The 25156-nt window shown below is 60.4% G+C and carries 28 protein-coding genes; 17 read left to right on the forward strand and 11 right to left on the reverse strand.

The features are described 5' to 3' along the window. Nucleotides 1-44: 44 nt before the first annotated feature. From QMK55_RS17890 to tldD, 3 genes are read left to right on the forward strand one after another with little or no spacing between them, the layout of a single operon-like run. On the forward strand, nt 45-3848 hold the full coding sequence (locus QMK55_RS17890; protein WP_320329674.1) for a YhdP family protein: 3804 nt from the start codon (nt 45-47) through the stop codon (nt 3846-3848). A gap of 58 nt (nt 3849-3906) precedes the next feature. Next, on the forward strand, nt 3907-4767 hold the full coding sequence (locus QMK55_RS17895; protein WP_102356067.1) for a carbon-nitrogen hydrolase family protein: 861 nt from the start codon (nt 3907-3909) through the stop codon (nt 4765-4767). Nucleotides 4768-4771: 4 nt separating this feature from the next. Then, the gene (gene tldD, locus QMK55_RS17900) at nt 4772-6214 is read left to right on the forward strand and encodes a metalloprotease TldD (RefSeq protein ID WP_320329675.1); all 1443 of its coding nucleotides are present in this window, start codon (nt 4772-4774) and stop codon (nt 6212-6214) included. 51 nt (nt 6215-6265) lie between these two features. Here the strand turns inward: tldD and yjgA are convergent, their stop codons facing one another. Beyond that, on the reverse strand, nt 6266-6790 hold the full coding sequence (gene yjgA / locus QMK55_RS17905; RefSeq protein WP_025109468.1) for a ribosome biogenesis factor YjgA: 525 nt from the start codon (nt 6788-6790) through the stop codon (nt 6266-6268). Between the two features lie 102 nt (nt 6791-6892). Here yjgA and pmbA point away from each other — a divergent pair, with 102 nt between their 5' ends. The 6 genes from pmbA to QMK55_RS17935 all read left to right on the forward strand — a co-directional run bounded on the left by pmbA (nt 6893) and on the right by QMK55_RS17935 (nt 12263). Next, nucleotides 6893-8245: a metalloprotease PmbA gene (gene pmbA, locus QMK55_RS17910; protein ID WP_178082128.1), complete on the forward strand. Its 1353-nt coding sequence runs from the start codon at nt 6893-6895 to the stop codon at nt 8243-8245. A 248-nt stretch (nt 8246-8493) separates the two neighbouring features. Next, entirely contained in the window at nt 8494-8901 is a 408-nt protein-coding gene (locus QMK55_RS17915) for a FagA protein (RefSeq protein ID WP_102356070.1), read from the forward strand. Next, nucleotides 8882-10258 (forward strand): class II fumarate hydratase, encoded by a 1377-nt coding sequence (locus QMK55_RS17920; protein ID WP_102356071.1) that lies wholly within the window; start codon nt 8882-8884, stop codon nt 10256-10258. Before QMK55_RS17915 ends, QMK55_RS17920 begins: the two co-directional genes overlap by 20 nt. Before the next feature lie 27 nt (nt 10259-10285). Then, nucleotides 10286-10726, forward strand: coding sequence for a hypothetical protein (locus QMK55_RS17925; RefSeq protein WP_102356072.1), 441 nt, complete (start codon nt 10286-10288; stop codon nt 10724-10726). Between the two features lies 1 nt (nt 10727). Beyond that, the gene (locus QMK55_RS17930) at nt 10728-11339 is read left to right on the forward strand and encodes a superoxide dismutase (protein WP_102356129.1); all 612 of its coding nucleotides are present in this window, start codon (nt 10728-10730) and stop codon (nt 11337-11339) included. Nucleotides 11340-11369: 30 nt separating this feature from the next. Continuing rightward, on the forward strand, nt 11370-12263 hold the full coding sequence (locus QMK55_RS17935) for a ZIP family metal transporter (protein WP_320329676.1): 894 nt from the start codon (nt 11370-11372) through the stop codon (nt 12261-12263). Between the two features lie 41 nt (nt 12264-12304). Here the strand turns inward: QMK55_RS17935 and QMK55_RS17940 are convergent, their stop codons facing one another. The 10 genes from QMK55_RS17940 to QMK55_RS17985 all read right to left on the reverse strand — a co-directional run bounded on the left by QMK55_RS17940 (nt 12305) and on the right by QMK55_RS17985 (nt 19421). Beyond that, nucleotides 12305-12580, reverse strand: coding sequence for an HPr family phosphocarrier protein (locus QMK55_RS17940; RefSeq protein WP_102356074.1), 276 nt, complete (start codon nt 12578-12580; stop codon nt 12305-12307). Nucleotides 12581-12595: 15 nt separating this feature from the next. After that, a complete protein-coding gene (gene rapZ, locus QMK55_RS17945) occupies nt 12596-13453 on the reverse strand; it encodes an RNase adapter RapZ (RefSeq protein WP_102356075.1) in 858 nt (285 codons plus the stop codon). Nucleotides 13454-13455: 2 nt separating this feature from the next. Next, a complete protein-coding gene (gene ptsN / locus QMK55_RS17950; protein ID WP_025109459.1) occupies nt 13456-13920 on the reverse strand; it encodes a PTS IIA-like nitrogen regulatory protein PtsN in 465 nt (154 codons plus the stop codon). A gap of 12 nt (nt 13921-13932) precedes the next feature. Then, the gene (hpf, locus tag QMK55_RS17955; protein ID WP_025109458.1) at nt 13933-14241 is read right to left on the reverse strand and encodes a ribosome hibernation-promoting factor, HPF/YfiA family; all 309 of its coding nucleotides are present in this window, start codon (nt 14239-14241) and stop codon (nt 13933-13935) included. Between the two features lie 73 nt (nt 14242-14314). Beyond that, nucleotides 14315-15808, reverse strand: coding sequence for an RNA polymerase factor sigma-54 (locus tag QMK55_RS17960; protein ID WP_102356076.1), 1494 nt, complete (start codon nt 15806-15808; stop codon nt 14315-14317). Between the two features lie 276 nt (nt 15809-16084). Beyond that, nucleotides 16085-16810, reverse strand: a complete 726-nt coding sequence (gene lptB, locus QMK55_RS17965; RefSeq protein WP_007953572.1) for an LPS export ABC transporter ATP-binding protein — start codon at nt 16808-16810, stop codon at nt 16085-16087. Continuing rightward, nucleotides 16810-17355, reverse strand: coding sequence for a lipopolysaccharide transport periplasmic protein LptA (gene lptA, locus QMK55_RS17970; protein ID WP_102356077.1), 546 nt, complete (start codon nt 17353-17355; stop codon nt 16810-16812). Before lptA ends, lptB begins: the two co-directional genes overlap by 1 nt. Further along, nucleotides 17342-17914: an LPS export ABC transporter periplasmic protein LptC gene (gene lptC / locus QMK55_RS17975; RefSeq protein WP_102356078.1), complete on the reverse strand. Its 573-nt coding sequence runs from the start codon at nt 17912-17914 to the stop codon at nt 17342-17344. Before lptC ends, lptA begins: the two co-directional genes overlap by 14 nt. Before the next feature lie 8 nt (nt 17915-17922). Continuing rightward, complete coding sequence (locus QMK55_RS17980) at nt 17923-18447, reverse strand: KdsC family phosphatase (RefSeq protein WP_025109454.1); 525 nt, start codon at nt 18445-18447, stop codon at nt 17923-17925. Next, nucleotides 18447-19421, reverse strand: a complete 975-nt coding sequence (locus tag QMK55_RS17985) for a KpsF/GutQ family sugar-phosphate isomerase (RefSeq protein WP_320329677.1) — start codon at nt 19419-19421, stop codon at nt 18447-18449. Before QMK55_RS17985 ends, QMK55_RS17980 begins: the two co-directional genes overlap by 1 nt. Before the next feature lie 277 nt (nt 19422-19698). Here QMK55_RS17985 and QMK55_RS17990 point away from each other — a divergent pair, with 277 nt between their 5' ends. The 8 genes from QMK55_RS17990 to hisG all read left to right on the forward strand — a co-directional run bounded on the left by QMK55_RS17990 (nt 19699) and on the right by hisG (nt 25145). Beyond that, complete coding sequence (locus tag QMK55_RS17990) at nt 19699-20508, forward strand: ATP-binding cassette domain-containing protein (RefSeq protein WP_003221703.1); 810 nt, start codon at nt 19699-19701, stop codon at nt 20506-20508. Continuing rightward, the gene (gene mlaE / locus QMK55_RS17995) at nt 20508-21305 is read left to right on the forward strand and encodes a lipid asymmetry maintenance ABC transporter permease subunit MlaE (RefSeq protein WP_025109452.1); all 798 of its coding nucleotides are present in this window, start codon (nt 20508-20510) and stop codon (nt 21303-21305) included. Before QMK55_RS17990 ends, mlaE begins: the two co-directional genes overlap by 1 nt. Continuing rightward, on the forward strand, nt 21305-21772 hold the full coding sequence (gene mlaD, locus QMK55_RS18000) for an outer membrane lipid asymmetry maintenance protein MlaD (protein ID WP_007967220.1): 468 nt from the start codon (nt 21305-21307) through the stop codon (nt 21770-21772). Before mlaE ends, mlaD begins: the two co-directional genes overlap by 1 nt. An 11-nt stretch (nt 21773-21783) precedes the next feature. Further along, complete coding sequence (locus tag QMK55_RS18005; RefSeq protein ID WP_102356081.1) at nt 21784-22437, forward strand: phospholipid-binding protein MlaC; 654 nt, start codon at nt 21784-21786, stop codon at nt 22435-22437. Next, nucleotides 22434-22739 carry a lipid asymmetry maintenance protein MlaB gene (locus tag QMK55_RS18010; RefSeq protein ID WP_102356082.1) on the forward strand — a complete coding sequence of 102 codons (306 nt, stop codon included), beginning with the start codon at nt 22434-22436 and terminating at the stop codon, nt 22737-22739. Before QMK55_RS18005 ends, QMK55_RS18010 begins: the two co-directional genes overlap by 4 nt. A gap of 116 nt (nt 22740-22855) precedes the next feature. Further along, a complete protein-coding gene (locus QMK55_RS18015) occupies nt 22856-23095 on the forward strand; it encodes a BolA family protein (RefSeq protein ID WP_102356083.1) in 240 nt (79 codons plus the stop codon). A 22-nt stretch (nt 23096-23117) separates the two neighbouring features. Further along, nucleotides 23118-24383: a UDP-N-acetylglucosamine 1-carboxyvinyltransferase gene (gene murA / locus QMK55_RS18020; protein ID WP_045122295.1), complete on the forward strand. Its 1266-nt coding sequence runs from the start codon at nt 23118-23120 to the stop codon at nt 24381-24383. A 126-nt stretch (nt 24384-24509) separates the two neighbouring features. Then, entirely contained in the window at nt 24510-25145 is a 636-nt protein-coding gene (gene hisG, locus QMK55_RS18025; RefSeq protein WP_007912384.1) for an ATP phosphoribosyltransferase, read from the forward strand. Nucleotides 25146-25156: the final 11 nt, after the last annotated feature.

Below are 25156 nucleotides of genomic sequence, written 5' to 3' on the forward strand. Positions count from 1 at the left end.
GGCCTCAGCTTTTTGCAGTATTTTCGCCATGGGAGCCAACTGACATGGAGCGTCTGACACGCATTTTGGCCGCACTCACTCGCTGGGGGCTGGGCCTGTGCGCGTTGGTTCTGGTGTTGATGGCGTTGTACGTCAGCCTCGGTCGGGAACTGACGCCGCTGGTGGCAGAGTACCGCGCCGATATCGAAGACAAGGCCAGCGCCGCGCTTGGCATGCCGCTGCGGATCGGCGAACTGGAAGGCAACTGGAGTGGATTTGCGCCGATCCTGCTGGCCCATGATGTGATGGTTGGCGATGGCGCGAATGCCTTGCGTCTGGACCGGGTACGCGCGGTGCCGGATCTCTGGGGCAGCTTGCTGGCGCGCGAAGTGCGCATCGCCCATCTGGAGTTGAACGGTCTGAAGGTCAGCCTCAAGGAAGCGCAGGACGGCACTTGGGCGCTGGAAGGCTTGCCGGTGCAAAACGATCAGCCGCTGGATCCCGAGCAACTGTTCAATCGCTCGCAGATGATTCAGCAACTGTCGGTGCTCGACAGTCAGGTGACCTTGCAGCCGCTGAATCAAGCGCCGATGACCTTCACCTACGTCGGCCTCAACCTGAAAACCGGGGCCAGTCGTCAGCGTCTCGATGCGCGGTTGACCTTGCCTGACGGGCAGCCGGTGGCCATGAGTCTGCGCACGCGGATCCGTCCCACGCAGTTGCCGGACAGCTCGGTGGAGGGCTATGTCAGCCTGCCGCAAAGCGACTGGTCGAAGTGGCTGCCCGAGCGTTTGACCCAACAGTGGAATTTTTCCGAGATCAAGGCCGGTGGCGAGCTCTGGGTCAACTGGAATGACGGTGCCCTGCAGAGCGCCGTCATTCGTTTGAACGCGCCACAACTGACCGGCGCCTACGCCGAGCGCAAGCCGATCCGGATCAACAACCTGGCGCTCAACGGTTATTACCAGCGCGACGATGACGGCGCGACGGTTACCCTCGACTCACTGGCGATGAATTTCGGCGAGACCCGCTGGGAATCCCATGTGCAGCTCAAGCAGACGGCGGCCACTGATAAAGTCGAAGAACTCTGGCATTTGCAGGCTGACCGTTTCGATCTGACGCCGATCACCCCGTTGCTGAATGCGCTGGGGCCGCTGCCGGAAGGTTTCGCCACTGTCGTCGACCACTTGAAGGTGACGGGTGGGCTGCGCAACGTGCTGCTGGATTTTCGTCCCAATGCCACCGACGGCTCGAAATTCAGCTTCGCGGCCAATCTGGATCAAGTCGGTTTCGATGCCTATCACGGTGCTCCGGCAGCGCGCAACGTCAGTGGCAGCCTCAGCGGCAACCTCGACGGTGGCGAATTGCGCATGGACAGCAAGGATTTCGTCCTGCACCTCGACCCGATTTTCGCTAAGCCATGGCAATACATTCAGGCCAACGCCCGGTTGACCTGGAAACTCGACAAAGACGGTTTCACCCTGATCGCGCCATACCTGAAGGTGTTGGGCGAGGAAGGCAAGATTGCCGGCGACTTCCTGATCCGCCTGCACTTCGATCATACCCAGGAAGACTACATGGACCTGCGTGTCGGTCTGGTCGATGGCGACGGTCGTTACACCGCCAAATACCTGCCCGAAGTCCTCAGCCCCGCCCTCGACGAGTGGCTGCGCACGGCGATCCTCAAGGGCGCGGTGGACCAGGGCTTCTTCCAGTACCAAGGCTCGCTGAGCAAAAACGCCAAGGACGTTGATCGCAGCATCAGTCTGTTCTTCAAGGTGCATGACGCCGAGCTGGCGTTCCAGCCGGGCTGGCCGCATGTGAGCAAGGTCAGCGGCGACGTGTTCATCGAGGACAGCGGTGTGCGCATCGTGGCCGACAAGGGCCAGTTGCTCGACACCCAGGTCAGCGATGTTTTCGTCAACATTCCCCATGTGCCGGCCGGGCAGCATACGCATCTGTTCCTTGACGGCGGGTTTGCCGGCGGGCTGGGCGATGGCCTGAAAATTCTGCAGACCGCACCGATTGGCACCGGCGAGACCTTTGCCGGGTGGGAAGGCGAGGGCGATCTGCAGGGCAAGGTCAAACTCGACATTCCGCTGGAAAAGGGCGATCTGCCGAAGATCCTCGTCGACTTCAAGACCGCCAATGCGCGCCTGAAACTGGCCGAGCCGAAGCTTGAACTGAGTCAGCTCAAGGGTGATTTCCGCTTCGACAGCGCCAAGGGGCTGAGCGGGCAGAACATCGCTGCCAGGGCTTTCGACAAGCCCGTGACCGCACAGATTTTCGCCGATGGCAGCCCGAACAAGCTCAAGACCCGGGTCGCGGCCTCCGGGCAGGTCGAGGTCAAGAAACTCACCGACTGGCTGGGGGTGACCCAGCCGTTGCCGGTATCCGGGACCATTCCTTATCAGTTGCAGGTGAACCTGGACGGTACCGACAGTCAACTGACGGTCAGTTCCAGCATGAAAGGCGTCGCGGTGGATCTGCCGGCGCCGTTTGGCATGTCGGCCGAGCAGGGGCGCGACACGGTGTTCCGCATGACCTTGCAGGGCCCGGAGCGGCGCTACTGGGTCAGTTACGATCAACTGGCCAGCTTCACCTTCGCCGCGCCGCCGAGCAATATCGCCGATGGTCGGGGCGAATTGTTTCTCGGCACCGGCGACGCGGTCTTGCCGGACGCCAAGGGCTTGCGCATACGCGGTGTGCTATCGGAACTTGACGTCGCGCCGTGGCAGGATCTGGTCAATAAATACGCCGGCAACGATCCGGGTGGCAGCGCCAGGCAACTGCTCAACAGTGCCGATTTCAAGGTGGGCAAGCTCACTGCATTCGGCACCACGCTCGATCAGGCTGCGGTGCAAGTCAATCGCAAGCCGTGGGCCTGGAACCTGTCGCTCGACAGCCAGCAGGCCAAGGGTTCGGCCAGCCTTCCCGATGCCAAAGGCGCACCGATTGCGGTCAATCTGCAATACGTGCGGCTGCCGGCGCCGGATCCGACGGTGCAGGCTGACGAGAATTCGCCCGACCCACTGGTTTCCGTCGACCCAACGAAGATTCCCGCGCTGGATATCACCATCAATCAGTTGTATCTGGGCCAGGATCTGGTCGGAGGCTGGTCGATGAAGGTGCGCCCGACCGCCAAAGGCATCGCCTTGAACAACCTCGACATGGGCCTCAAGGGCATCCTGTTGCAGGGTAACGGCGGCTGGGAAGGTACACCGGGCTCGACCAACAGTTGGTTCAAGGGCCGGATCAGCGGCAAGAACCTCGCCGATGTGCTCAAGGGCTGGGGCTTCGCACCGAGCGTGACCAGCGAAGAATTTCACATGGACGTCGATGGCCGCTGGCCTGGTTCGCCGGCATGGCTGGCGACCAAACGTTTCTCCGGCACGCTGGATGCATCGCTCAATAAAGGTCAGTTCGTCGAAGTCGAGGGCGGCGCGCAGGCGCTGCGGGTGTTCGGTCTGCTCAACTTCAACTCCATTGGCCGCCGCCTGCGACTGGACTTCTCCGACTTGTTTGGCAAAGGCTTGAGCTACGACCGGGTCAAGGGTTTGCTGGTGGCCAACGCCGGTGTGTATGACACTCGCGAGCCGATCCGCCTGACCGGGCCGTCGAGCAACATTGAACTCAACGGCACGCTGGACCTGGTCCGTGAGCAGGTCGATGCGAAATTGCTGGTGACATTGCCGGTGACCAACAACCTGCCGATTGCCGCGCTGATTGTCGGCGCGCCGGCCGTCGGCGGGGCATTGTTCCTGATCGACAAGTTGATCGGTGACCGCGTGGCGCGCTTCGCCAGCGTCAAATACACCGTCAAAGGCCCGTGGAAAGAGCCGAAAATCACCTTTGACAAGCCTTTTTGAACAGCCACATCCCAAGCCTATGGAGTAGCATGGCCGCATACCTGTTGCGGAGTGCGCCATGTCTTTAGCGGTGATTCAAATGGTCAGCCAGAGCGATGTACTGGCCAATCTGGCCCAGGCCCGACGCCTGCTCGAGCAGGCTGCGGCCGGCGGCGCGAAGCTGGCAGTGCTGCCGGAAAACTTCGCCGCCATGGGCCGTCGCGACATTGCCGACATCGGCCGCGCCGAAGCGCTCGGCGAAGGCCCGATCCTGCCATGGTTGAAACAGACCGCCCGCGACCTCAAGTTATGGATAGTGGCCGGCACGTTGCCGTTGCCGCCGCTTGGGCAGCCGGATGCCAAGTCCCACGCCTGTTCGCTGCTGGTCAATGATCAGGGTGAAACCGTTGCGCGGTATGACAAGTTGCACCTGTTCGATGTCGATGTGGCGGACAATCGCGGGCGGTATCGCGAATCCGATGACTATGCTTATGGCAGCGGCGTCGTGGTGGCGGATACGCCGGTGGGCCGAGTCGGTCTGACGGTGTGTTACGACCTGCGCTTTCCCGAGCTGTACAGCGAATTGCGCGCGGCCGGTGCCGAGTTGATCACCGCTCCATCGGCATTTACGGCAGTGACCGGTGCGGCGCATTGGGACGTGCTGATTCGCGCCCGGGCCATCGAGACTCAGTGTTATGTGTTGGCGGCAGCACAGGGCGGGACCCACCCGGGACCGCGGGAAACCTTCGGTCACGCGGCGATCATCGATCCGTGGGGCCGTGTGCTGGCGCAACAGGATCAAGGCGAAGCGGTGTTGTTGGCCGAACGCGACAGTGATGAACAAGCGTCTATCAGGGCGCGAATGCCGGTGACGAATCATCGGCGGTTTTTCTCGCAGGGCGCACAGCGACCTGCTTCAGAACATGAATTTAAGGCGTAAACCTATGAGCGAGTTGTTGTCCTCAGTCAGTGATCACCTGTTGGCGCCCGGCGGCGTGACGATCGAGAGCCTGCAAGGCGTGCTCGGCGACCTGGCCGGCCCGGGCATCGATGCTGCCGACCTGTATTTTCAGGGCCAGATCTCCGAGTCGTGGTCGCTGGAAGACGGAATCGTCAAGGAAGGCAGCTTCAACCTCGACCAGGGTGTCGGCGTGCGTGCGCAGTCCGGGGAGAAGACCGGTTTTGCCTACAGCAACGCGATCACCCTCGAAGCCCTCGGCGCTGCGGCCCGTGCCGCGCGTTCGATCTCCCGCGCCGGGCAGAACGGTACGGTGCAGGCGTTCACCACCCAGGATGTCGCGCAGTTGTATGCACCGGACAACCCGCTGGAAGTGCTGAGCCGTGCCGAAAAAGTCGAGCTGCTCAAGCGCATCGACGTTGCCACGCGCGCCCTCGATCCGCGAATTCAGCAGGTCAGTGTGAGCATGGCCGGGGTCTGGGAGCGGATTCTGGTGGCGTCCACCGACGGTGGTCTGGCCGCCGATGTGCGTCCGCTGGTGCGTTTCAACGTCAGCGTGATCGTCGAGCAGAATGGCCGTCGCGAGCGCGGCGGACATGGCGGTGGCGGGCGGACCGACTATCGCTATTTCCTCGCCGAAGACCGCGCCATGGGCTATGCCCGTGAAGCGCTGCGTCAGGCACTGGTGAACCTGGAAGCGATCCCGGCGCCGGCCGGTACGTTGCCGGTGGTGTTGGGGTCGGGCTGGTCCGGCGTGCTGCTGCACGAAGCGGTCGGCCACGGTCTGGAAGGCGACTTCAACCGCAAGGGCAGCTCTGCCTACAGCGGGTGCATGGGTGAAATGGTTGCCTCCAAGCTGTGCACTATCGTCGATGACGGCACTCTGAGTGGTCGTCGCGGCTCGCTGAGCGTCGACGACGAGGGCACTCCGACCGAGTGCACTACGCTGATCGAAAACGGCGTGCTCAAGGGCTACATGCAGGACAAGCTCAACGCGCGCCTGATGGGCGTGGCCCGTACTGGTAACGGTCGTCGCGAGTCCTACGCGCATCTGCCGATGCCGCGCATGACCAACACCTACATGCTCGGTGGCGAAAGCGATCCGGCGGAAATCATCGCCTCGGTGAAGAAAGGCATCTACTGCGCCAACCTTGGCGGCGGTCAGGTCGACATCACCAGCGGCAAGTTCGTGTTCTCCACCAGCGAGGCCTACTTGATCGAGGACGGCAAGATCACTGCGCCGGTCAAAGGCGCGACGTTGATCGGCAACGGCCCTGAAGCGATGAGCCGGGTGTCGATGGTCGGTAACGATCTGGCGCTGGACAGCGGTGTGGGCACATGTGGCAAGGATGGACAGTCGGTGCCGGTGGGTGTCGGTCAGCCAACATTGAAGATCGATGCGATCACCGTGGGTGGCACGGGCGCATAAAAGGGGATGGAGCTGCGGGTGGCGCACAGTGCGGCCACCCGATGGCGAATATCAACGCAGGCCGCGTTGGGTATCGTCCAGCTCACGGATGTACTTGAAGATCTTGCGGCTGGAAGCAGGAGGTTTGTTTTGCGCAACCTCGTGCTGAGCCTGACGGATCAGGGAACGCAATTGCTGGCGATCGGCGTCCGGGTACTCGACGACGAATTTCTCCAGCACGGCATCGTCACCGGCGATCAGGCGGTCACGCCAGCGTTCGAGGTTGTGGAAACGCTCGTTGTACTGACGGGTGGAGGCATCGAGTTGATCGAGCAACGTCAGAATCGCGTCAGTGTCCTGATCGCGCATCAGTTTGCCGATGAACTGCAGGTGCCGTTTACGCGCGATGTTCGCGGTGTGCTTGGGCGCATCGGCCAGGGCCCGGCGCAAAGCGTCGGTCAATGGCAGTTTTGCCTGCAAGTCGGGCTTGAGTGTTGTAAGGCGCTCGCCAAGGTCAACCAGAGCATGCAGCTCGCGTTTGACCTGAGATTTGCTTTTTTCTCCCGTATCGAGGGAGTCGTCGTAAGAATCAACCATGGTGGCAGTCCGCAAAGAAACGCCGCCATGATAACCAGTCGGGGGCCGCTTGTCCGGCCCGGTCGCTCGATGACCCCAGCCGAAAGCAGAATTTGAGTGGAGATGAGCATGAGTGCAGTTCAAAGCGTCGGCCCGCAAGCATTGCCGGCACTGCAGGAACAGGTCGAGCAGATCATCGCCGAAGCCAAGCGTCAGGGCGCCAGTGCCTGCGAAGTAGCGGTGTCGCTGGAGCAGGGTTTGTCGACATCGGTGCGCCAGCGTGAGGTCGAGACGGTCGAGTTCAACCGCGATCAGGGCTTTGGCATTACTCTGTACGTGGGGCAGCGCAAAGGCTCGGCCAGCACGTCCGCCACCGGGCCGGATGCGATTCGCGAGACGGTTGCTGCGGCACTGGCAATCGCCAAACACACCTCTGAAGACGAAGCCTCTGGCCTGGCCGATGCGGCACTGATGGCCAAGGATCAGCAGGATTTCGACCTGTTCCATGAATGGGACATCACCCCGGAACAAGCCATCGAGAAGGCGTTGCTCTGTGAAGCGGCCGCGTTCGATGCCGATGCGCGGATCAAGAATGCCGACGGCACCACGCTCAGCACCCATCAGGGCTGCCGTGTGTATGGCAACAGCCACGGTTTTGTCGGTGGTTATGCGTCGACCCGGCACAGCCTCAGCTGCGTGATGATCGCTGAAGCCGACGGCCAGATGCAGCGTGATTACTGGTATGACGTCAATCGTCAGGGCAGTCTGCTCGCAGACCCGGTGAGTATCGGCCAGCGTGCCGCGCAACGGGCGGCGAGCCGTCTGGGCGCACGTCCGGTGCCGACCTGCGAAGTGCCGGTGCTGTTCTCCGCTGAGCTGGCCGGGGGCTTGTTCGGCAGCTTCTTGTCGGCGGTGTCTGGCGGCAGTCTGTACCGCAAATCGTCGTTCCTGGAAGGCACGCTAGGGCAGAAGCTGTTTCCGGAGTGGCTGACGATCGACGAACGTCCACACCTGATGCGCGCCATGGGCAGTGCGTCCTACGACGGTGATGGCCTGGCGACCTACGCCAAACCGTTCGTCGAGAAGGGCGAGCTGGTGTCGTACATCCTCGGCACGTACTCCGGGCGCAAACTCGGCATGCCGAGCACCGCCAACGCCGGCGGCGTGCACAACCTGTTCGTGACGCACGGCGATGAAGATCAGGCGGCGCTGCTGCGCCGTATGGGTCGTGGGCTGTTGGTCACCGAATTGATGGGCCATGGCTTGAACATGGTCACCGGCGACTATTCGCGCGGGGCGGCAGGTTTCTGGGTCGAGAACGGCGAAATCCAGTTCGCGGTGCAGGAAGTGACCATCGCCGGCAACATGCGCGACATGTTCAAGCAGATCGTCGCGGTCGGTAATGATCTGGAACTGCGCAGCAACATTCGTACAGGCTCGGTGCTGATCGAGCGGATGACGGTAGCGGGCAGCTAACCTCAGCCGTCACAAAACAAGGCGCGCCACCTCAACGGGTGGCGCGCCTTTTTTATTGGCCCCACACAAAACCATGTGGGAGCGAGCCTGCTTGCGAAAGTGATTTAACTGCCGATCGCAGTGGTGACTGACACGACGCCTTCGCGAGCAGGTTCGCTCCCACAATGGACTCTGCGTAACTCGGTACTCTTGTTTTGGTTCTCATTATCATTTAATAATAAATCTCATCTCCGAACGAGTCCCGGATCATGAGTTCTGCCTTGCACGAGCAGCCATACCTCGAAAGCTGGCGCTGGATGAGTCGCCAGATCCGTTGCGCGATGGATCCTGACGAACCGCGCCTGATCGAACATTACCTGGCCGAAGGCCGTTATCTCGCCTGCTGCACGGCGACGTCTCCCTGGAACATCGCTGAAACTTCCTTCCGTCTGCTACTCGACACGGCCACCGACATCGCGTTGCCGTGGCACTGGCGCAGCCTCTGTCTTGATCAAGCCTGGCGCCCGTTGCGTGAAATGGAGCGCCTGTCGCGGTGCAACTGCCGGCTCCAGCGTTGGCAGCGCTACACCTGGCAGCTCGCCACCTGCGAACTGCTTCCCTCGATTCCTCTTATTGAATTAGTCCAAGGATTTACCGATGACCAAGACACGTATTGAGCGCGACAGCATGGGCGAACTGCGGGTGCCGGTGGACGCTCTCTACGGCGCGCAAACCCAGCGCGCAGTGGATAACTTCCCGATCAGCGGCCAACCGATGCCGACCCAATTCATTCGCGCGCTGATCCTCGCCAAAGCCGCCGCTGCCCGGGCCAACGTCGAACTCAATCAGCTCAGCGCCGCACAAGGCAAGGCCATCAGCGACGCGGCGCAAGGCCTGCTCGAAGGCGATTTCATGCAGCATTTCCCGGTGGATATCTTCCAGACCGGTTCTGGCACCAGTTCCAACATGAACGCCAACGAAGTGATCGCGACCCTCGCCAGCCGTCTGCTCGACGAACCGCTCAATCCGAACGATCACGTCAACTGTGGCCAGAGCAGCAACGACATCATCCCGACCACCATCCACGTCAGCGCCGCCCTGGCCTTGCACGAACAACTGCTGCCAGCGCTGCTGCACCTGGTACAGGTGATCGAAAAGAAAGCCGGGCAAGTGCATCACCACATCAAAACCGGTCGCACCCACCTGATGGACGCGATGCCGGTGCGTATGAGCCAGGTGCTCAATGGCTGGGCGCAGCAGCTCAAGGCCAATATCGCTCACCTGCAGGATTTGTTGCCGAGCCTGCAGTCGCTGGCGCAGGGCGGTACGGCAGTTGGCACCGGGATCAATGCGCATCCTGAGTTCGCCGCGCGTTTCAGCCGCCAATTGAGCCAACTGACGAATGTGCAGTTCACTCCGGGCAAGGATCTGTTCGCCCTGATCGGTTCGCAGGACACCGCCGTCGCCGTCTCTGGGCAGCTCAAGGCCACCGCTGTGTCGCTGATGAAAATCGCCAATGACCTGCGCTGGATGAACTCGGGCCCGCTCGCCGGTCTCGGAGAAATCGAACTTGAGGGCCTGCAACCGGGTTCGTCGATCATGCCGGGCAAGGTCAATCCGGTGATCCCGGAAGCCACCGCGATGGTCGCCGCGCAAGTCATCGGCAATGACTCGGTGATCACCATCGCCGGGCAGTCGGGCAACTTCGAGCTGAACGTGATGTTGCCGATCATCGCCCAAAACCTGCTGAGCAGCATCGAATTGCTGGCCAATTCCAGTCGCTTGCTCGGTGACAAAGCCATCGCCAGCTTCAAGGTCAATGAGTCGCGGCTCAAGGAAGCGTTGTCGCGCAACCCGATTCTGGTGACCGCGCTCAACCCGATCATCGGCTACCAGAAAGCCGCGCAAATCGCCAAGCAGGCCTACAAACAGGGGCGCCCGGTGATCGACGTTGCACTGGAGCACACCGACCTGTCCCGCAGCCAGCTGGAAGAGTTGCTCAATCCCGAGAAACTCACCGCCGGCGGCGTGTAAATCCCGCAACCGCTTTGGAGGTTCACCATGGAGCACTGGAAACGCACGATCGAACGGGCCAATCGCTGCTTCATGCTCGGCGAGCTGATCGATGCCCGCGAGGCTTACCTGCAAGCCTTGGCCCTGGCGCAAGTGTTGTTCGAACGCTGGGCCGATGCTGACGAAGCGGTGGCGGCCTGCGTCATCTCCCACCACAACCTGGCGGATCTGCACTTGCGCCTGAACCAGCCGGAGGAAAGCGCCGAGTACCTCTGCGCGATCCATCATCGGCTGCTGGAGACCATGCAGGACGAGCGCTTGCGCCCGGCCCTGCGTGAAGCGGCGCTGCGCCAGAGTAGCAAGACCTACGTCGAGCTGCTGAGTTTCATCAGCGAGCACGGCGAATACCCGCGCACGCAACGCCTGCTGCACCCGGATACCGGCAATGCGCGCCGCGCGTCAGCCGCACATCACCATGGAGTTCACTGAAATGGCTTTTACCTTGCCTGCCTTGCCGTACGCCTATGACGCCCTGGAACCGCATATCGATGCGCAAACCATGGAAATTCACTACACCAAGCACCACCAGACCTATATCAACAACCTCAACGCGGCGGTCGAGGGCACTGAGTTTGCCGAGTGGCCGGTCGAGAAACTGGTCGCCAGCGTTCAGCAACTGCCGGAAAAACTTCGCGCCGCAGTGATCAACCAGGGCGGCGGACACGCCAACCATTCGCTGTTCTGGGAAGTCATGGTGCCCAACGGCGGCGGCAAGCCGGACGGTGCGCTGGCCATGGCGATCGATGCACAACTGGGCGGCCTCGACAGTTTCAAGGAAGCGTTCACTAAAGCCGCGCTGACCCGTTTTGGCAGTGGTTGGGCCTGGCTCAGCGTGACGCCGGACAAGCAACTGGTGGTGGAAAGCAGCGGTAACCAGGACAGCCCGTTGATGAACGGTAATACGCCGATTCTCGGTCTGGACGTCTGGGAGCACGCCTACTACCTGCGTTATCAGAACCGTCGGCCGGAGTACATCAACGCGTTCTACAACGTGATCAATTGGCCGGAAGTCGCTGCGCGTTATCAGGCCGCACTGGTTTAAGTCTTCTATAAAAACAATCCAAGGCAGGCTATGGGCACTGAAACACTGGCGATCGGCGGTGGGCGCATGTTTCGTTACGCGGTCGGGTCGCTGTTGCTGCTGGCGGGCATGACCTTGCTGGCGGCGCACGGGCTGGAATGGCTGGATCTGGAGCCGAGGCTTTCCCGGGCGTTGCAAGGCGGGGCGATCTGCGCCCTCGGCACGGCGCTCGGGGCGGTGCCGGTGCTGGTGATCCGGCGCATGCCGCAGATGCTCAGCGATACTCTGCTGGGGTTTGGCGCCGGGGTGATGCTGGCCGCCACGGCGTTTTCGCTGATCGTGCCAGGCATCGCCGCCGCGCAAAGCCTGGGCATGACCCCGTGGGGCGCCAGTGGTCTGATCTGCCTGGGCATCATGCTCGGTGCGTTCGGCCTGTACCTGGTGGATCTGCGGTTGTCCGGCGCTTCACCGGAAATGCTTGTTGGCACCCTTGAGCACCCGGTGATTCCACCAAGAATCTGGCTGTTCGTCTTCGCGATCATTGCCCACAACATTCCCGAAGGCATGGCAGTCGGTGTGTCGGCCGGTGGTGGCATGGTCGACGCGGACAGTCTGGCGATGGGCATTGCCTTGCAGGATGTGCCGGAGGGGTTGGTGATTGCGCTGGTGCTGGTCGGGGCGGGGATGTCGCGGGTCAAGGCGTTCTTGATCGGCGCGGCGTCAGGTCTGGTCGAGCCGGTGTTTGCGTTGCTGTGTGCGTGGCTGGTCAGCCTGGCAGAGCTGTTACTGCCGTTGGGGCTGGCGCTGGCGGCGGGAGCGATGTTGCTGGTGGTGACTCATGAAGTGATCCCCGAGTCGCGACGCAATGGTCATGACAAGCTCGCCAGTCTTGGCTTGCTGATCGGCTTCTGTCTGATGATGGTGATGGATACAGCATTGGGCTGAAGTTTAGAAAGGGAGCAAGCAAGCTCCCTCTCTACACGGAGTCAACCACCTTCGTCGAAGTAGTTGTTGATCAACGCCACCAGTGCATCCAGCGCTTCCTGTTCCTGATGGCCTTCAGTACTCAGATAGATTTTCGTGCCCTTGCCGGCGGCGAGCATCATCATCGCCATGATGCTTTTGCCGTCCACCGTGGCTTCAGGGGTGCGACCCACTCTGATGGTGCAATCCGGGTACTGGCCTGCCACGCCAACGAACTTGGCCGACGCGCGGGCGTGCAAGCCCAGTTTGTTGATGATTTCGATTTCCAGAGCAGGCATCGCGGTGTGAATCCTTTAAGTGAGGTCGCGGTGGCGAACCTGGACGTTCTTCAGGGTTTTCTGCAGGGCCTGACCCAGGCGTTCGGTCAGGTAAACGGAGCGGTGATGCCCGCCGGTGCAGCCAATGGCAATGGTGACGTAGGCGCGATTGCTCGCGGCAAAGCGCGGCAGCCATTTATTCAGGTAGCCGAAGATGTCCTGATACATCTCTTCGACTTCCGGCTGCGCCGCCAGGTATTCGGCGACCGGTGCATCAAGACCCGATTGTGCGCGAAGTTCCGGCTTCCAGTACGGGTTGGGCAGGCAGCGTACGTCGAACACCAGATCGGCATCCACCGGCATGCCGCGCTTGAAGCCGAACGACTCGACCAGAAAGGCCGTACCCGGCTCCGGCTGGTTCAGCAGGCGCAGCTTGATGGTGTCGCGCAACTGGTACAGATTCAGATTGGTGGTGTTGACCTTGAGGTCGGCCAGGTCGGCGATCGGGCCGAGCAGGGCGGTTTCGTCGTTGATTGCTTCGGCCAGCGAGCGATTGGCGGTACTCAGTGGATGGCGCCGACGGGTTTCCGAGAAACGCTTGAGCAGGGTTTCCTCATCGGCATCCAGATAGAGCACATCGCACTGGATATGGCGGCTGCGGACTTCCTCCAAAAGCTCGGGGAAGCGCGACAAATGGCTTGGCAGGTTGCGGGCATCGATCGAGACGGCTACCAGCGGCTGGGCCAGCTCGGTGTGAACCAGAGCGCGCTCGGCCAATTCAGGCAGCAGGCCGGCCGGCAGGTTGTCGATGCAGTAGTAGCCGTTGTCCTCAAGGACATCCAGGGCGGTACTTTTACCCGAGCCGGAACGGCCGCTGACGATGATCAAACGCATGATTAATGACCGTTTTGCTCGCTCAGGACAACCTGATACAAGGCTTCGTTACTCGGTGCGCTGCGCAGTTTTTCGCGCACTTCCTTGCGATCGAGCATGCTGGCGATCTGGCGGAGTAATTCCAGGTGAGCATCGGTGGCCGCTTCCGGGACCAGCAGGACAAACAGCAGGTCAACCGGTGCGCCGTCGATTGCATCGAAATCGATGGGGGCGTCAAGGTGCATCAATGCGCTGATGGGCGCTTCGCAGCCTTTGAGACGACAGTGGGGAATGGCGATGCCGTTGCCGAAACCGGTAGAGCCGAGTTTTTCTCGGGCGATCAGCGCTTCGAAGACATCCTGCATCTCCAGATCCGGCACTTCGCGGGCGATCAGGTTGGCAATCTGTTCGAGGGCTTTCTTTTTACTGCCGCCCGGCACGTTCACCAGGGAACGGCCGGGGGTCAGGATACTTTCAAGTCGGATCATGGGTTGGGGGTGTTAACGACCTGTTGCGCCCTGGAGGAGGCTCTGGGTCTTTTCCTTATGCTTTTTGAGTTGGCGATCCAGCTTGTCGGTCAGTGAGTCGATCGCAGCATACATGTCGGTATCTTCTGCGTTGGCGACCACTTCGCTGCCGGGAATATGCAAGGTGGCTTCGATTTTCTGCTTCAGTTTTTCGACACACATCGTGACTTGCACGTTGGTGATCTTGTCGAAATGGCGCTCCAATCGTTCGAGTTTCTCGTTGATGTAGGTGCGCAGCGGTTCGGTCACTTCCAGTTGGTGTCCACTGATGTTGACTTGCATACAGCTTCTCCTTCGTTGCCAGTGCATAAAGCGGCAGGCTGGATAGCCTGCCACTGGAACGCTGTAACGTGGCTTACATCAACCGCTTGCGTTCGCTCGAAGGCGCGATCCCGAGGGATTCGCGGTACTTGGCGACGGTGCGGCGAGCCACCTGAATGCCTTGTGCCTCCAGTAAACCAGCGATTTTGCTGTCACTCAACGGCTTTTTCTGATTTTCCGCTGCAACCAGTTTTTTGATGATCGCGCGGATCGCCGTGGACGAGCATTCGCCGCCTTCGGAGGTGCTGACGTGGCTGGAGAAAAAGTATTTCAGCTCATAAATACCGCGTGGGGTATGCATGAATTTCTGCGTGGTCACCCGGGAAATCGTCGATTCGTGCATGCCCACCGCCTCGGCGATGTCGTGCAGGACCAACGGCTTCATGGCCTCGTCGCCATATTCCAGGAAGCCGCGCTGGTGCTCGACGATCTGGGTGGCCACCTTCATCAGGGTTTCATTGCGGCTTTGCAGGCTTTTGATGAACCAGCGCGCTTCCTGCAGCTGATTGCGCATGAAGGTGTTGTCGGCGCTGGTGTCGGCACGGCGAACGAAACCGGCGTACTGAGCGTTGACCCGCAGGCGCGGCACCGATTCCTGGTTCAGTTCGACCAGCCAGCGTTCGTTGTCCTTGCGCACAATGACGTCGGGGACCACGTACTCGGCTTCGGTCGATTCGATCTGCGAACCCGGGCGCGGGTTGAGGCTTTGTACCAGTTCGATGATCTGGCGCAGCTCATCTTCCTTGAGCTTCATGCGCCGCATCAGTTGGCTGTAGTCGCGGCTGCCGAGCAGGTCGATGTAATCGCTGACCAGACGCTTGGCTTCGTTCAGCCACGGGGTCTTGGCCGGCAGTTGGCGCAGTTGCAGCAGCAGGCATTCGCCGAGGTTGCGGGCGCCGATGCCGGCCGGTTCGAACTGCTGGATGCGGTGCAGGACGGCTTCGATCTCGTCCAGCTCGATGTCGAGCTCCGGATCAAAGGCGTCGAGAATTTCTTGGAGGGTTTCGTCGAGGTAGCCCTGATTGTTGATGCAGTCGATCAGGGTCACGGCGATCAGGCGGTCGGTGTCGGACATCGGCGCCAGGTTCAATTGCCACAACAGATGGCTTTGCAGGCTTTCCCCGGCGGAGGTGCGGGTGGTGAAGTCCCACTCGTCATCATCGCTGCTGGGCAGGCTGCTGGCGCTGGTCTGGTAGACGTCTTCCCAGGCGGTATCGACGGGCAATTCGTTGGGGATGCGCTCGTTCCATTCGCCATCCTCCAGGTTGTCCACCGTCGGTGCGGTTTCCTGATAGGAGGGTTCCTGAATTTCGGTGTTGGGTTTTTGTTCGGCGTTGTCGGCCAAAGGATCGGAGTTGTCGAAGTCGTCGCCTTCTTCCTGGCGTTCGAGCATCGGATTGGATTCCAGGGCCTCCTGGATTTCCTGTTGCAGGTCCAGGGTCGACAATTGGAGCAGGCGGATGGCCTGTTGCAGCTGCGGTGTCATCGTCAGCTGCTGGCCCATTCTCAAGACTAGCGATGGTTTCATGGCAGGGGCTTAACACCTTATTCGCCGGCGCACATGCGCCATCCACTACAGGGCGCCGAAGCGCCAAACTTAAGCAAATTATATGCCTGAAACTGAAGTGTTTGCCTAGAGCGCTGTAACAATAAAAGCTTATAAAACTTTGTTGACGTATCGCCTCAAAGCGCGGTGAACATCTTTGAGGCGTCGTGTTTGCCTAGAGCGCTGTAACAATAAAAGCGTATAAAACTTCACTTCAACGCTACAGCACTCTGCCGGCTGGTCGAACTCAATCGCGCTTTAGAGGCGGAACTCGTGGCCCAGGTACACTTCCTTGACCAGATCGTTGGCCAGGATAGTCGCGGAATCACCTTCGGCAATCAGTTGACCGTCGTTGACGATGTAGGCGGTTTCGCAGATATCCAGGGTCTCACGCACGTTGTGGTCGGTGATCAGTACGCCGATGCCCTTGGCCTTGAGGTGGTGGATGATCTGCTTGATATCGCCGACCGAGATCGGGTCGACACCGGCGAACGGTTCGTCGAGCAGGATGAATTTCGGTGCGGTGGCCAGGGCGCGGGCGATTTCCACGCGGCGGCGCTCACCACCGGACAAACTCATGCCGAGGTTGTCGCGGATGTGGCTGATGTGGAATTCCTGCAGCAGGCTTTCCAGCTCCTTGCGACGACCGGCCTTGTCGAGTTCTTGACGGGTCTCGAGGATGGCCATGATGTTGTCGGCCACCGACAGCTTGCGGAAGATCGACGCTTCTTGCGGCAGATAGCCGATACCGGCCTTGGCGCGACCGTGCATTGGCTGATGGCTGACGTCCAGATCATCGATCAGCACGCGGCCCTGATCGGCCTGCACCAGGCCGACGATCATGTAGAAGCACGTGGTCTTGCCGGCACCGTTCGGGCCGAGCAGGCCGACGATCTGGCCGCTGTCGATCGACAGGCTGACGTCACGCACAACCTGGCGGCTTTTATAGGCCTTGGCCAGGTGCTGGGCTTTCAGAGTTGCCATTACTGGGCCTTCTCGTCGGTTTTCTTCTTCGGCTGGATCACCATGTCGATGCGCGGGCGCGTCTCGGTGACTTTATTGCCGGTAGCGCGGCCGGCGCTGGCCAGTTTTCTCACTGTGTCGTAGACAATTTTCTCGCCCAGGGTGGTGTTGTTGTCCTTGTCGACAACCTTGGCCTTGTCGATCAGCACGACACGGTTTTGCGCGGCGTGGTACTGGATCGTCACGCCCCAGCCCTGTACAGGCTTGGTGTCACCCTGGGTCTGCAGTTGCTCGAAGTAGGCAAGGTTGCCCACCGAGGTCACCACGTCGATGTCGCCGGTCGGGGTGCGGGTGATGGTGACCGTGTTGCCTTTAACGATCATCGAACCCTGGGTGATGATCACATCACCTTTATAGGTGGCGATGCCGTTCTTGTCGTCCAGTTGGGCGTCGTCGGCCTGGATGCGGATAGGTTGCTGCTGATCGTTCGGCAGAGCCCAGGCGCTCACGCTTCCCAGTGCTGCGCCCAGACTGAGCAAAATAGGGAGGGTTTTAACGAGCCTCATACTGTCCTCTTACGTTCGATTGCAGGTGTATCCTGCTTTCCTTCAAATACGCCTTCATTCCCACGCCAGTCGATACACCGCCAGCGCCGTCGATTCTAACGGGTTGCTCGGTCTGCGCATATTGCTGCTGAGGGAACACCGTCATGCGTGTGCTGGTGATCAGGGTGTCGCGGTTTTTTTCATCGGTGCGCTTGATACGTACCGAGTCGATCAGTTCTACCTGAGTTCCGTCAGGGTTCACTTCGCCGCGCTCGCTGGTCACGTGCCACGGAAACTCGGTGCCGCGGAACATGTTCAGATCAGGTTTGGTGACCAGGGTCACGTCCGTCGCTTTCAGGTGCTCGGCCTTGTCGGACGTCATCTCGTACTGCAGCTTGCCGTCCGGCAGATATTGCAGGGTATGCGTATTGGTCGCGTACCAGTCGATGGCCGTGTCTTCAACCTTGACCGGGGGTTTGTCGAGGAAGCGTTCCGGGCTGATGTTCCAGTAGCCGACCGCTGCAAACATTGCAGCGATGCAGCCGAACAGCAGGAAGTTGCGAAATTTTTTGCTAAACATGGCTTGGCTCACAGGTACGCGGCGTTGGCCGCATCGAGGCGGCCCTGGGCGCGCAGGATCAATTCGCAGAATTCGCGGGCGGCACCTTCGCCACCTCGGGCCCGAGTGACGCCATGGGCGTGCTCGCGCACGAAGTCGGCGGCATTGGCGACGGCCATGCCCAGACCTACGCGGCGGATCACCGGCAGGTCAGGCAGGTCGTCACCGAGGTAGGCGACCTGTTCATAGCTTAGGCCCAGTTGCTGCAGAAGACCGTCCAGAACCACCAATTTGTCTTCGCGGCCCTGAAACAGGTGCGGGATGCCGAGGTTCTTCGCCCGGCGCTCGACCACTGGAGTCTTGCGGCCGCTGATGATGGCGGTTTCGACGCCGGCGTTCATCAGCATTTTGATGCCTTGGCCGTCGAGGGTGTTGAACGTCTTGAATTCGCTGCCGTCTTCAAGGAAGTACAGGCGCCCGTCGGTGAGCACACCGTCAACGTCGAACACTGCCAGTTTGATCGCTTTGCCGCGCTGCAGCAGATCGGTCGTCATTACATCACTCCTGCACGCAGCAGATCGGAGAGGTTGAAGGCGCCGATCGGGCGATCTTCTTCGTCCACGACAACCAGTGCGTTGATTCGGTGGTCTTCCATGATTTTCAGCGCTTCGGCAGCGAGCATCTCCGGCCGTGCAGTCTTGCCGTGTGCGGTCATGACCTGGTCGATGGTGGCGCTACGGATGTCGATGCTGCGATCCAGCGTGCGACGCAAATCTCCGTCGGTGAAGATCCCGGCCAGTTTGCCGTCGGCTTCAAGGATCGCGGTCATGCCCAGGCCCTTGCGGGTCATTTCCATGAGTGCGTCCTTGAGCAGGGTGCCGCGCTGTACTTGCGGCAACTCCTGGCCGGCGTGCATGACGTTTTCCACTTTCAGCAGCAGGCGTCGGCCCAGTGCGCCGCCCGGGTGGGAAAATGCGAAATCTTCAGCGGTGAAGCCACGGGCTTCCAGCAGCGCCACGGCCAGGGCGTCGCCCATGACCAGCGCAGCGGTTGTCGAGGAAGTCGGCGCCAGATTCAGTGGGCAGGCTTCGTGCTCGACATGCACGTTGAGGTTGACTTCGGCGGCCTTGGCCAGCGGCGACTGCGGGTTGCCAGTCAGGCTGATCAGCTGGATGCCCAGGCGTTTGATCAGTGGCAGCAGGGTGACGATTTCGTTGGTCGAGCCGGAGTTGGACAGGGCCAGGATCACGTCGTCGCGGGTGATCATGCCCATGTCACCATGGCTGGCTTCAGCCGGGTGGACGAAAAACGCCGGGGTGCCGGTGCTGGCCAGAGTCGCGGCAATCTTGTTGCCAATGTGCCCGGACTTGCCCATGCCCACCACGACCACACGGCCCTTACTGGCCAGAATCATCTCGCAAGCGCGTACGAAATCGGCGTCGATATGGGGCAACAAGCCTTGTACGGCTTCCACTTCGAGGCGGATGGTGCGTTGTGCCGATTGAATCAGGTCGCTGGATTGGCTCATGTCAGAAATCGTATAGCCCGATGAAAAGGCGGCGATTATAGCGGTTATGTTGAAAAGCCTCACGCAAGTTCGTCGTGCTTTGTCATTCCTCGTAACCAAAACCCTGAAAAAGTGCCATCAGGCCTGTCATATCGCTGAACGTGGACGGGCATGGGCCTTGGGCGCTTGGCGTTTGCAGTGATATAGTTCGCCGCCAGTTCGGCCTGCCCGGGGGAGGTATGTGCTTTCCAAGGAAAGCCAGGCGTCCGAGTGAGAGGCTGCATCGCAAGGAGTTTAGATGAGTGCCGATAACGCCTACGCGGTCGAGCTGAAGGGAGTCTCCTTCAAGCGCGGTGCGCGCAGCATTTTCAATAACGTCGATATTCGCATCCCGCGCGGCAAGGTCACCGGCATCATGGGACCTTCCGGGTGCGGCAAGACCACGCTGCTGCGTTTGATGGGCGCGCAATTGCGTCCTTCCAGCGGGGAAGTCTGGGTCAACGGTCAGAACCTGCCGACGCTGTCGCGCAGTGATCTGTTCGATGCGCGAAAGCACATGGGCGTGCTGTTTCAGAGTGGCGCGCTGTTCACCGATCTCGATGTTTTCGAGAACGTCGCTTTCCCCCTGCGTGTTCATACCCAATTGCCGGATGAGATGATCCGCGACATCGTCCTGCTCAAATTGCAGGCGGTCGGGCTGCGCGGTGCGATCGAGCTGATGCCCGACGAGCTCTCGGGGGGCATGAAGCGTCGGGTCGCTTTGGCCCGTGCGATTGCACTCGATCCGCAGATTCTCATGTACGACGAGCCGTTCGTCGGTCAGGATCCAATCGCCATGGGCGTGCTGGTCCGCCTGATCCGTCTGCTCAATGATGCGCTGGGTATCACCAGTATCGTGGTCTCCCACGATCTGGCCGAAACCGCGAGCATCGCTGACTACATCTATGTAGTGGGTGATGGTCAGGTACTGGGGCAGGGCACGCCGGACGAGTTGATGAATTCGGATGAGCCGCGTATCCGCCAGTTCATGACCGGCAACCCCGATGGCCCGGTGCCGTACCATTTTCCAGCGACGGATTACCGCGCAGATCTTCTGGGGAAGCGCTGATGCGCAGAATTTCATTGATAGAACGCGTGCGCCGGTTTGGCGAGACGGCGATCGACGCCGTCGCGGTGTTTGGCCGCGCGACTTTGTTCCTGTTTCATGCCCTGCTTGGTCGCGGCGGCATCAGCGGCGGTTTCGGCCTGCTGGTCAAACAGCTGCATTCGGTCGGTGTCATGTCGCTGGTGATCATCGTCGTGTCCGGGATATTCATCGGCATGGTGCTGGCGCTGCAGGGCTTCAGTATTCTGTCGAGCTACGGTTCGGAGCAGGCGGTGGGGCAGATGGTGGCCCTGACGTTGCTGCGTGAACTGGGTCCGGTGGTGACGGCATTGCTGTTTGCCGGGCGTGCAGGTTCGGCGCTGACGGCTGAAATCGGCAACATGAAGTCCACCGAACAGCTTTCCAGCCTGGAAATGATCGGTGTCGATCCGCTCAAGTACATTATTGCCCCGCGTCTGTGGGCCGGTTTCATTTCCCTGCCGGTGCTGGCGATGATTTTCAGCGTGGTGGGTATCTGGGGCGGTTCGTGGGTGGCTGTCGACTGGCTCGGAGTGTATGAAGGCTCCTACTGGGCGAACATGCAAAACAGCGTGAACTTCACTAGCGATGTGCTCAACGGCGTCATCAAAAGTATCGTTTTCGCCTTCGTCGTGACCTGGATCGCCGTATTCCAAGGCTATGACTGTGAGCCCACTTCCGAGGGCATCAGTCGCGCCACCACCAAGACCGTGGTATTCGCCTCGCTGGCAGTACTGGGCCTGGACTTTATTCTGACCGCTTTGATGTTTGGAGATTTCTGATGCAAAACCGCACCCTGGAAATCGGTGTCGGCCTGTTCCTGCTGGCAGGGATCCTGGCCTTGTTGCTGCTTGCTCTGCGGGTCAGTGGCCTGTCTCCGACTTCGACCACTGACACGTATAAACTTTACGCCTACTTCGACAATATCGCCGGTTTGACGGTCAGAGCCAAAGTGACCATGGCCGGTGTGACGATCGGCAAGGTCACGGCAATCGATCTGGATCGCGACAGCTTCACCGGTCGGGTAACCCTGCAAGTGGATAAAAAGGTCGACAACCTGCCGACCGACTCCACAGCGTCTATCCTGACCGCTGGCCTGTTGGGCGAGAAGTACATCGGTATCAGCGTGGGCGGGGAAGATACCCGCCTGAAGGATGGTGGAACCATCCACGACACGCAGTCGTCTCTGGTACTGGAAGACCTGATCGGTAAATTCCTGCTCAATACCGTTAGCAAAGACGCCAAATGAGGAGCTTTTGAATGATCTCTACCTTGCGACGTGGCCTGTTGGTGTTGCTCGCGACACTGCCACTGCTGGCCAACGCTGCGCCTGGGCAGTCGGCGCACGAACTGGTTCAGGACACCACGAACCGGATGCTGGCCGATCTGTCGGCCAATAAAGCGAAGTACAAGCAGGATCCGGCTGACTTCTATGCCGCGCTGAACACTATTGTCGGTCCGGTGGTCGATGCCGAAGGCATTTCCAAAAGCATCATGACGGTCAAGTATTCGCGCAAGGCCACCCCTGCGCAGATGCAGACCTTCCAGGAAAACTTCAAGAAAGGCCTGTTCCAGTTCTATGGCAACGCCTTGCTCGAGTACAACAACCAGGGCATCACGGTTGATCCTGCCAAGGATGAGTCGGGCGATCGCACCAGCGTCGGCATGACCGTCAAGGGCAGCAACGGCGCGATCTACCCTGTGCAGTACACGCTGGAGAAGATCAACGGCGAGTGGAAGCTGCGCAACGTGATCATCAACGGCATCAACATCGGCAAGCTGTTCCGTGATCAGTTCGCGGATGCGATGCAGCGCAATGGCAACGATCTGGACAAGACCATCAACGGTTGGGCTGGTGAAGTCGCCAAGGCCAAGGAAGAAACCGACAAAGCTGCCGCGAAGCCAGCGCAATGAATGAGGCGGCAGTTCGTATGAGTGATGTCGACGAGCTATTGCTCAGCGGAGTGCTGGACTACCGCACAGGTCCCGACCTGCGCAAGGAAGGCCAGGCGCTGATCAAGTCCAGCAAGGCTGCTACGCTTGTGATCGATTGTTCGGCTGTGAAGAAGTCCAGCAGCGTTGGCTTGTCGTTGCTGCTGTGCTTCATGCGCGATGCCCAGGCGGCCGGCAAGGCCGTGAGCATTCGCGCGATGCCGGAAGACATGCGCGAAATCGCTCAGGTCAGTGAGCTGACCGAGTTGCTGGCGCACCCCTGAACCCGCATCGATAAAGAAGCCCCCCGTCAGAGTCCTGCCAATGCGGGGTTCGCAGGCGCGGGGCTTTTTTGTATGATGTCCGACCCGTGCGCACAGGGCGCCGATTGAGGTTGAGCATGCAGGCCGTAGAAGTGAAGAGCTTCCTTGAAGGGAAGCTGCCAGGAATTCAGGTAGAAGTTGAAGGCGAAGGCTGCAATTTCCAACTGAACGTGATTAGCGATGAACTGGCGGCGTTAAGCCCGGTCAAGCGTCAGCAGAGCATCTATGCCCATTTGAACCCTTGGATTGCTGATGGCAGCATCCACGCGGTCACTATGAAATTTTTCAGCCGCGCGGCCTGGGCCGAGCGCACCTGAGCCCTAGGGCGTCGAGATTCTTATGGATAAATTGATTATTACCGGTGGCGTTCGTCTTGATGGCGAAATCCGTATCTCCGGGGCGAAGAACTCCGCCCTGCCGATTCTGGCCGCCACTCTGCTGTGCGATGGCCCGGTGACCGTTGGCAACCTGCCGCACCTGCACGACATCACCACCATGATCGAGCTGTTCGGTCGCATGGGCATCGAGCCTGTGATCGACGAGAAGCTCAGCGTCGAAATCGACCCACGCACTATCAAGACCCTGATCGCACCGTACGAACTGGTGAAAACCATGCGTGCCTCGATCCTGGTACTGGGCCCGATGGTTGCCCGTTTCGGTGAAGCCGAAGTCGCACTGCCTGGCGGTTGCGCCATCGGTTCGCGTCCGGTCGACCTGCACATCCGTGGCCTCGAAGCCATGGGCGCGGTCATCGACGTCGAGGGCGGCTACATCAAGGCCAAGGCGCCTGAAGGCGGCCTGCGCGGCGCGAGTTTCTTCTTCGATACCGTCAGTGTGACCGGTACCGAGAACATCATGATGGCTGCTGCTCTGGCCAAAGGCCGCAGCGTGCTGCAGAACGCTGCGCGCGAGCCTGAAGTGGTTGACCTGGCGAACTTTCTCAACGCCATGGGCGCCAAGGTTTCCGGCGCCGGCACCGATACCATCACCATTGATGGCGTCGAGCGCCTGGGTTCGTGCTTCTATAAGGTCATGCCTGACCGTATCGAAACCGGCACCTACCTGGTGGCCGCTGCAGTCACCGGTGGCCGGGTGAAGGTCAAGGACACTGATCCGACCATCCTCGAAGCCGTTCTGGAAAAACTCCGCGAAGCTGGCGCTGAAGTCACCAGCGGTGAAGACTGGATCGAGCTGAACATGCACGGCAAACGCCCGAAAGCGGTCAACGTGCGCACTGCGCCGTACCCGGCGTTCCCGACCGACATGCAGGCCCAGTTCATCTCGCTCAACGCCATTGCCGAAGGCACCGGTGCGGTGATCGAGACGATCTTCGAAAACCGTTTCATGCACGTGTACGAGCTGCACCGCATGGGCGCCAAGATCCAGGTCGAAGGCAACACTGCCATCGTCACCGGTACTGAAGTCCTCAAGGGCGCGCCAGTGATGGCGACCGACCTGCGTGCTTCGGCCAGTCTGGTGATCTCGGCACTGGTTGCTGAAGGTGACACGCTGATCGACCGCATCTACCACATCGACCGTGGTTACGAGTGCATCGAAGAAAAACTGCAGATGCTGGGCGCCAAGATCCGTCGCGTTCCGGGTTAATCGCTGCATGCGGACACAGGGAAGTGTCCACTGAATTCGTTTCGAGTCGAGCCGGTCCCGGCTCGATGTGTGTCCGGCGTCGATTGCGACCGGACATGAGTACCTTGATAAGGACTGACGTTTCCCATGTTGACCATCGCACTGTCCAAGGGCCGCATCCTTGACGACACCCTGCCGCTTCTCGCCGAAGCGGGCATCGTGCCGACCGAGAATCCGGACAAGAGCCGCAAGCTGATCATCCCCACCACTCAGGATGACGTACGTCTGTTGATCGTGCGTGCCACCGACGTGCCGACCTATGTCGAGCATGGCGCGGCTGACCTCGGTGTCGCCGGTAAAGACGTGTTGATGGAATACACCGGTCAGGGCCTGTATGAGCCACTGGATCTGCAGATTGCCCAGTGCAAGCTGATGACCGCCGGCAAGATCGGTGCGCCGGAGCCCAAGGGCCGTCTGCGTGTGGCGACCAAATTCGTCAACGTGGCCAAGCGTTACTACGCCGAGCAGGGTCGTCAGGTCGACATCATCAAGCTCTACGGCTCGATGGAACTGGCGCCGCTGATCGGTCTGGCAGACAAGATCATCGACGTGGTCGACACCGGCAACACCCTGCGCGCCAACGGTCTGGAACCTCAGGAACTGATCGCCACGATCAGCTCGCGCCTGGTGGTCAACAAGGCTTCGATGAAGATGCAACACGCCCGAATCCAGGCGTTGATCGATACCCTGCGCAACGCAGTGGAATCGCGACACCGCGGCTGATTTACCTGCGC

The organism is Pseudomonas sp. P8_229 (assembly GCF_034008635.1).
GTDB lineage: Bacteria > Pseudomonadota > Gammaproteobacteria > Pseudomonadales > Pseudomonadaceae > Aquipseudomonas.

What these genes read in the sequence shown, in the direction of transcription:
- QMK55_RS17890 (WP_320329674.1), top strand. Translation starts at nt 45, where the DNA reads ATGGAGCGTCTGACACGCATTTTGGCCGCACTCACTCGCTGGGGGCTG.
- QMK55_RS17895 (WP_102356067.1), top strand. Translation starts at nt 3,907, where the DNA reads ATGTCTTTAGCGGTGATTCAAATGGTCAGCCAGAGCGATGTACTGGCC.
- tldD (WP_320329675.1), top strand. Translation starts at nt 4,772, where the DNA reads ATGAGCGAGTTGTTGTCCTCAGTCAGTGATCACCTGTTGGCGCCCGGC.
- yjgA (WP_025109468.1), bottom strand. Translation starts at nt 6,790, where the DNA reads ATGGTTGATTCTTACGACGACTCCCTCGATACGGGAGAAAAAAGCAAA.
- pmbA (WP_178082128.1), top strand. Translation starts at nt 6,893, where the DNA reads ATGAGCATGAGTGCAGTTCAAAGCGTCGGCCCGCAAGCATTGCCGGCA.
- QMK55_RS17915 (WP_102356070.1), top strand. Translation starts at nt 8,494, where the DNA reads ATGAGTTCTGCCTTGCACGAGCAGCCATACCTCGAAAGCTGGCGCTGG.
- QMK55_RS17920 (WP_102356071.1), top strand. Translation starts at nt 8,882, where the DNA reads ATGACCAAGACACGTATTGAGCGCGACAGCATGGGCGAACTGCGGGTG.
- QMK55_RS17925 (WP_102356072.1), top strand. Translation starts at nt 10,286, where the DNA reads ATGGAGCACTGGAAACGCACGATCGAACGGGCCAATCGCTGCTTCATG.
- QMK55_RS17930 (WP_102356129.1), top strand. Translation starts at nt 10,728, where the DNA reads ATGGCTTTTACCTTGCCTGCCTTGCCGTACGCCTATGACGCCCTGGAA.
- QMK55_RS17935 (WP_320329676.1), top strand. Translation starts at nt 11,370, where the DNA reads ATGGGCACTGAAACACTGGCGATCGGCGGTGGGCGCATGTTTCGTTAC.
- QMK55_RS17940 (WP_102356074.1), bottom strand. Translation starts at nt 12,580, where the DNA reads ATGCCTGCTCTGGAAATCGAAATCATCAACAAACTGGGCTTGCACGCC.
- rapZ (WP_102356075.1), bottom strand. Translation starts at nt 13,453, where the DNA reads ATGCGTTTGATCATCGTCAGCGGCCGTTCCGGCTCGGGTAAAAGTACC.
- ptsN (WP_025109459.1), bottom strand. Translation starts at nt 13,920, where the DNA reads ATGATCCGACTTGAAAGTATCCTGACCCCCGGCCGTTCCCTGGTGAAC.
- hpf (WP_025109458.1), bottom strand. Translation starts at nt 14,241, where the DNA reads ATGCAAGTCAACATCAGTGGACACCAACTGGAAGTGACCGAACCGCTG.
- QMK55_RS17960 (WP_102356076.1), bottom strand. Translation starts at nt 15,808, where the DNA reads ATGAAACCATCGCTAGTCTTGAGAATGGGCCAGCAGCTGACGATGACA.
- lptB (WP_007953572.1), bottom strand. Translation starts at nt 16,810, where the DNA reads ATGGCAACTCTGAAAGCCCAGCACCTGGCCAAGGCCTATAAAAGCCGC.
- lptA (WP_102356077.1), bottom strand. Translation starts at nt 17,355, where the DNA reads ATGAGGCTCGTTAAAACCCTCCCTATTTTGCTCAGTCTGGGCGCAGCA.
- lptC (WP_102356078.1), bottom strand. Translation starts at nt 17,914, where the DNA reads ATGTTTAGCAAAAAATTTCGCAACTTCCTGCTGTTCGGCTGCATCGCT.
- QMK55_RS17980 (WP_025109454.1), bottom strand. Translation starts at nt 18,447, where the DNA reads ATGACGACCGATCTGCTGCAGCGCGGCAAAGCGATCAAACTGGCAGTG.
- QMK55_RS17985 (WP_320329677.1), bottom strand. Translation starts at nt 19,421, where the DNA reads ATGAGCCAATCCAGCGACCTGATTCAATCGGCACAACGCACCATCCGC.
- QMK55_RS17990 (WP_003221703.1), top strand. Translation starts at nt 19,699, where the DNA reads ATGAGTGCCGATAACGCCTACGCGGTCGAGCTGAAGGGAGTCTCCTTC.
- mlaE (WP_025109452.1), top strand. Translation starts at nt 20,508, where the DNA reads ATGCGCAGAATTTCATTGATAGAACGCGTGCGCCGGTTTGGCGAGACG.
- mlaD (WP_007967220.1), top strand. Translation starts at nt 21,305, where the DNA reads ATGCAAAACCGCACCCTGGAAATCGGTGTCGGCCTGTTCCTGCTGGCA.
- QMK55_RS18005 (WP_102356081.1), top strand. Translation starts at nt 21,784, where the DNA reads ATGATCTCTACCTTGCGACGTGGCCTGTTGGTGTTGCTCGCGACACTG.
- QMK55_RS18010 (WP_102356082.1), top strand. Translation starts at nt 22,434, where the DNA reads ATGAATGAGGCGGCAGTTCGTATGAGTGATGTCGACGAGCTATTGCTC.
- QMK55_RS18015 (WP_102356083.1), top strand. Translation starts at nt 22,856, where the DNA reads ATGCAGGCCGTAGAAGTGAAGAGCTTCCTTGAAGGGAAGCTGCCAGGA.
- murA (WP_045122295.1), top strand. Translation starts at nt 23,118, where the DNA reads ATGGATAAATTGATTATTACCGGTGGCGTTCGTCTTGATGGCGAAATC.
- hisG (WP_007912384.1), top strand. Translation starts at nt 24,510, where the DNA reads ATGTTGACCATCGCACTGTCCAAGGGCCGCATCCTTGACGACACCCTG.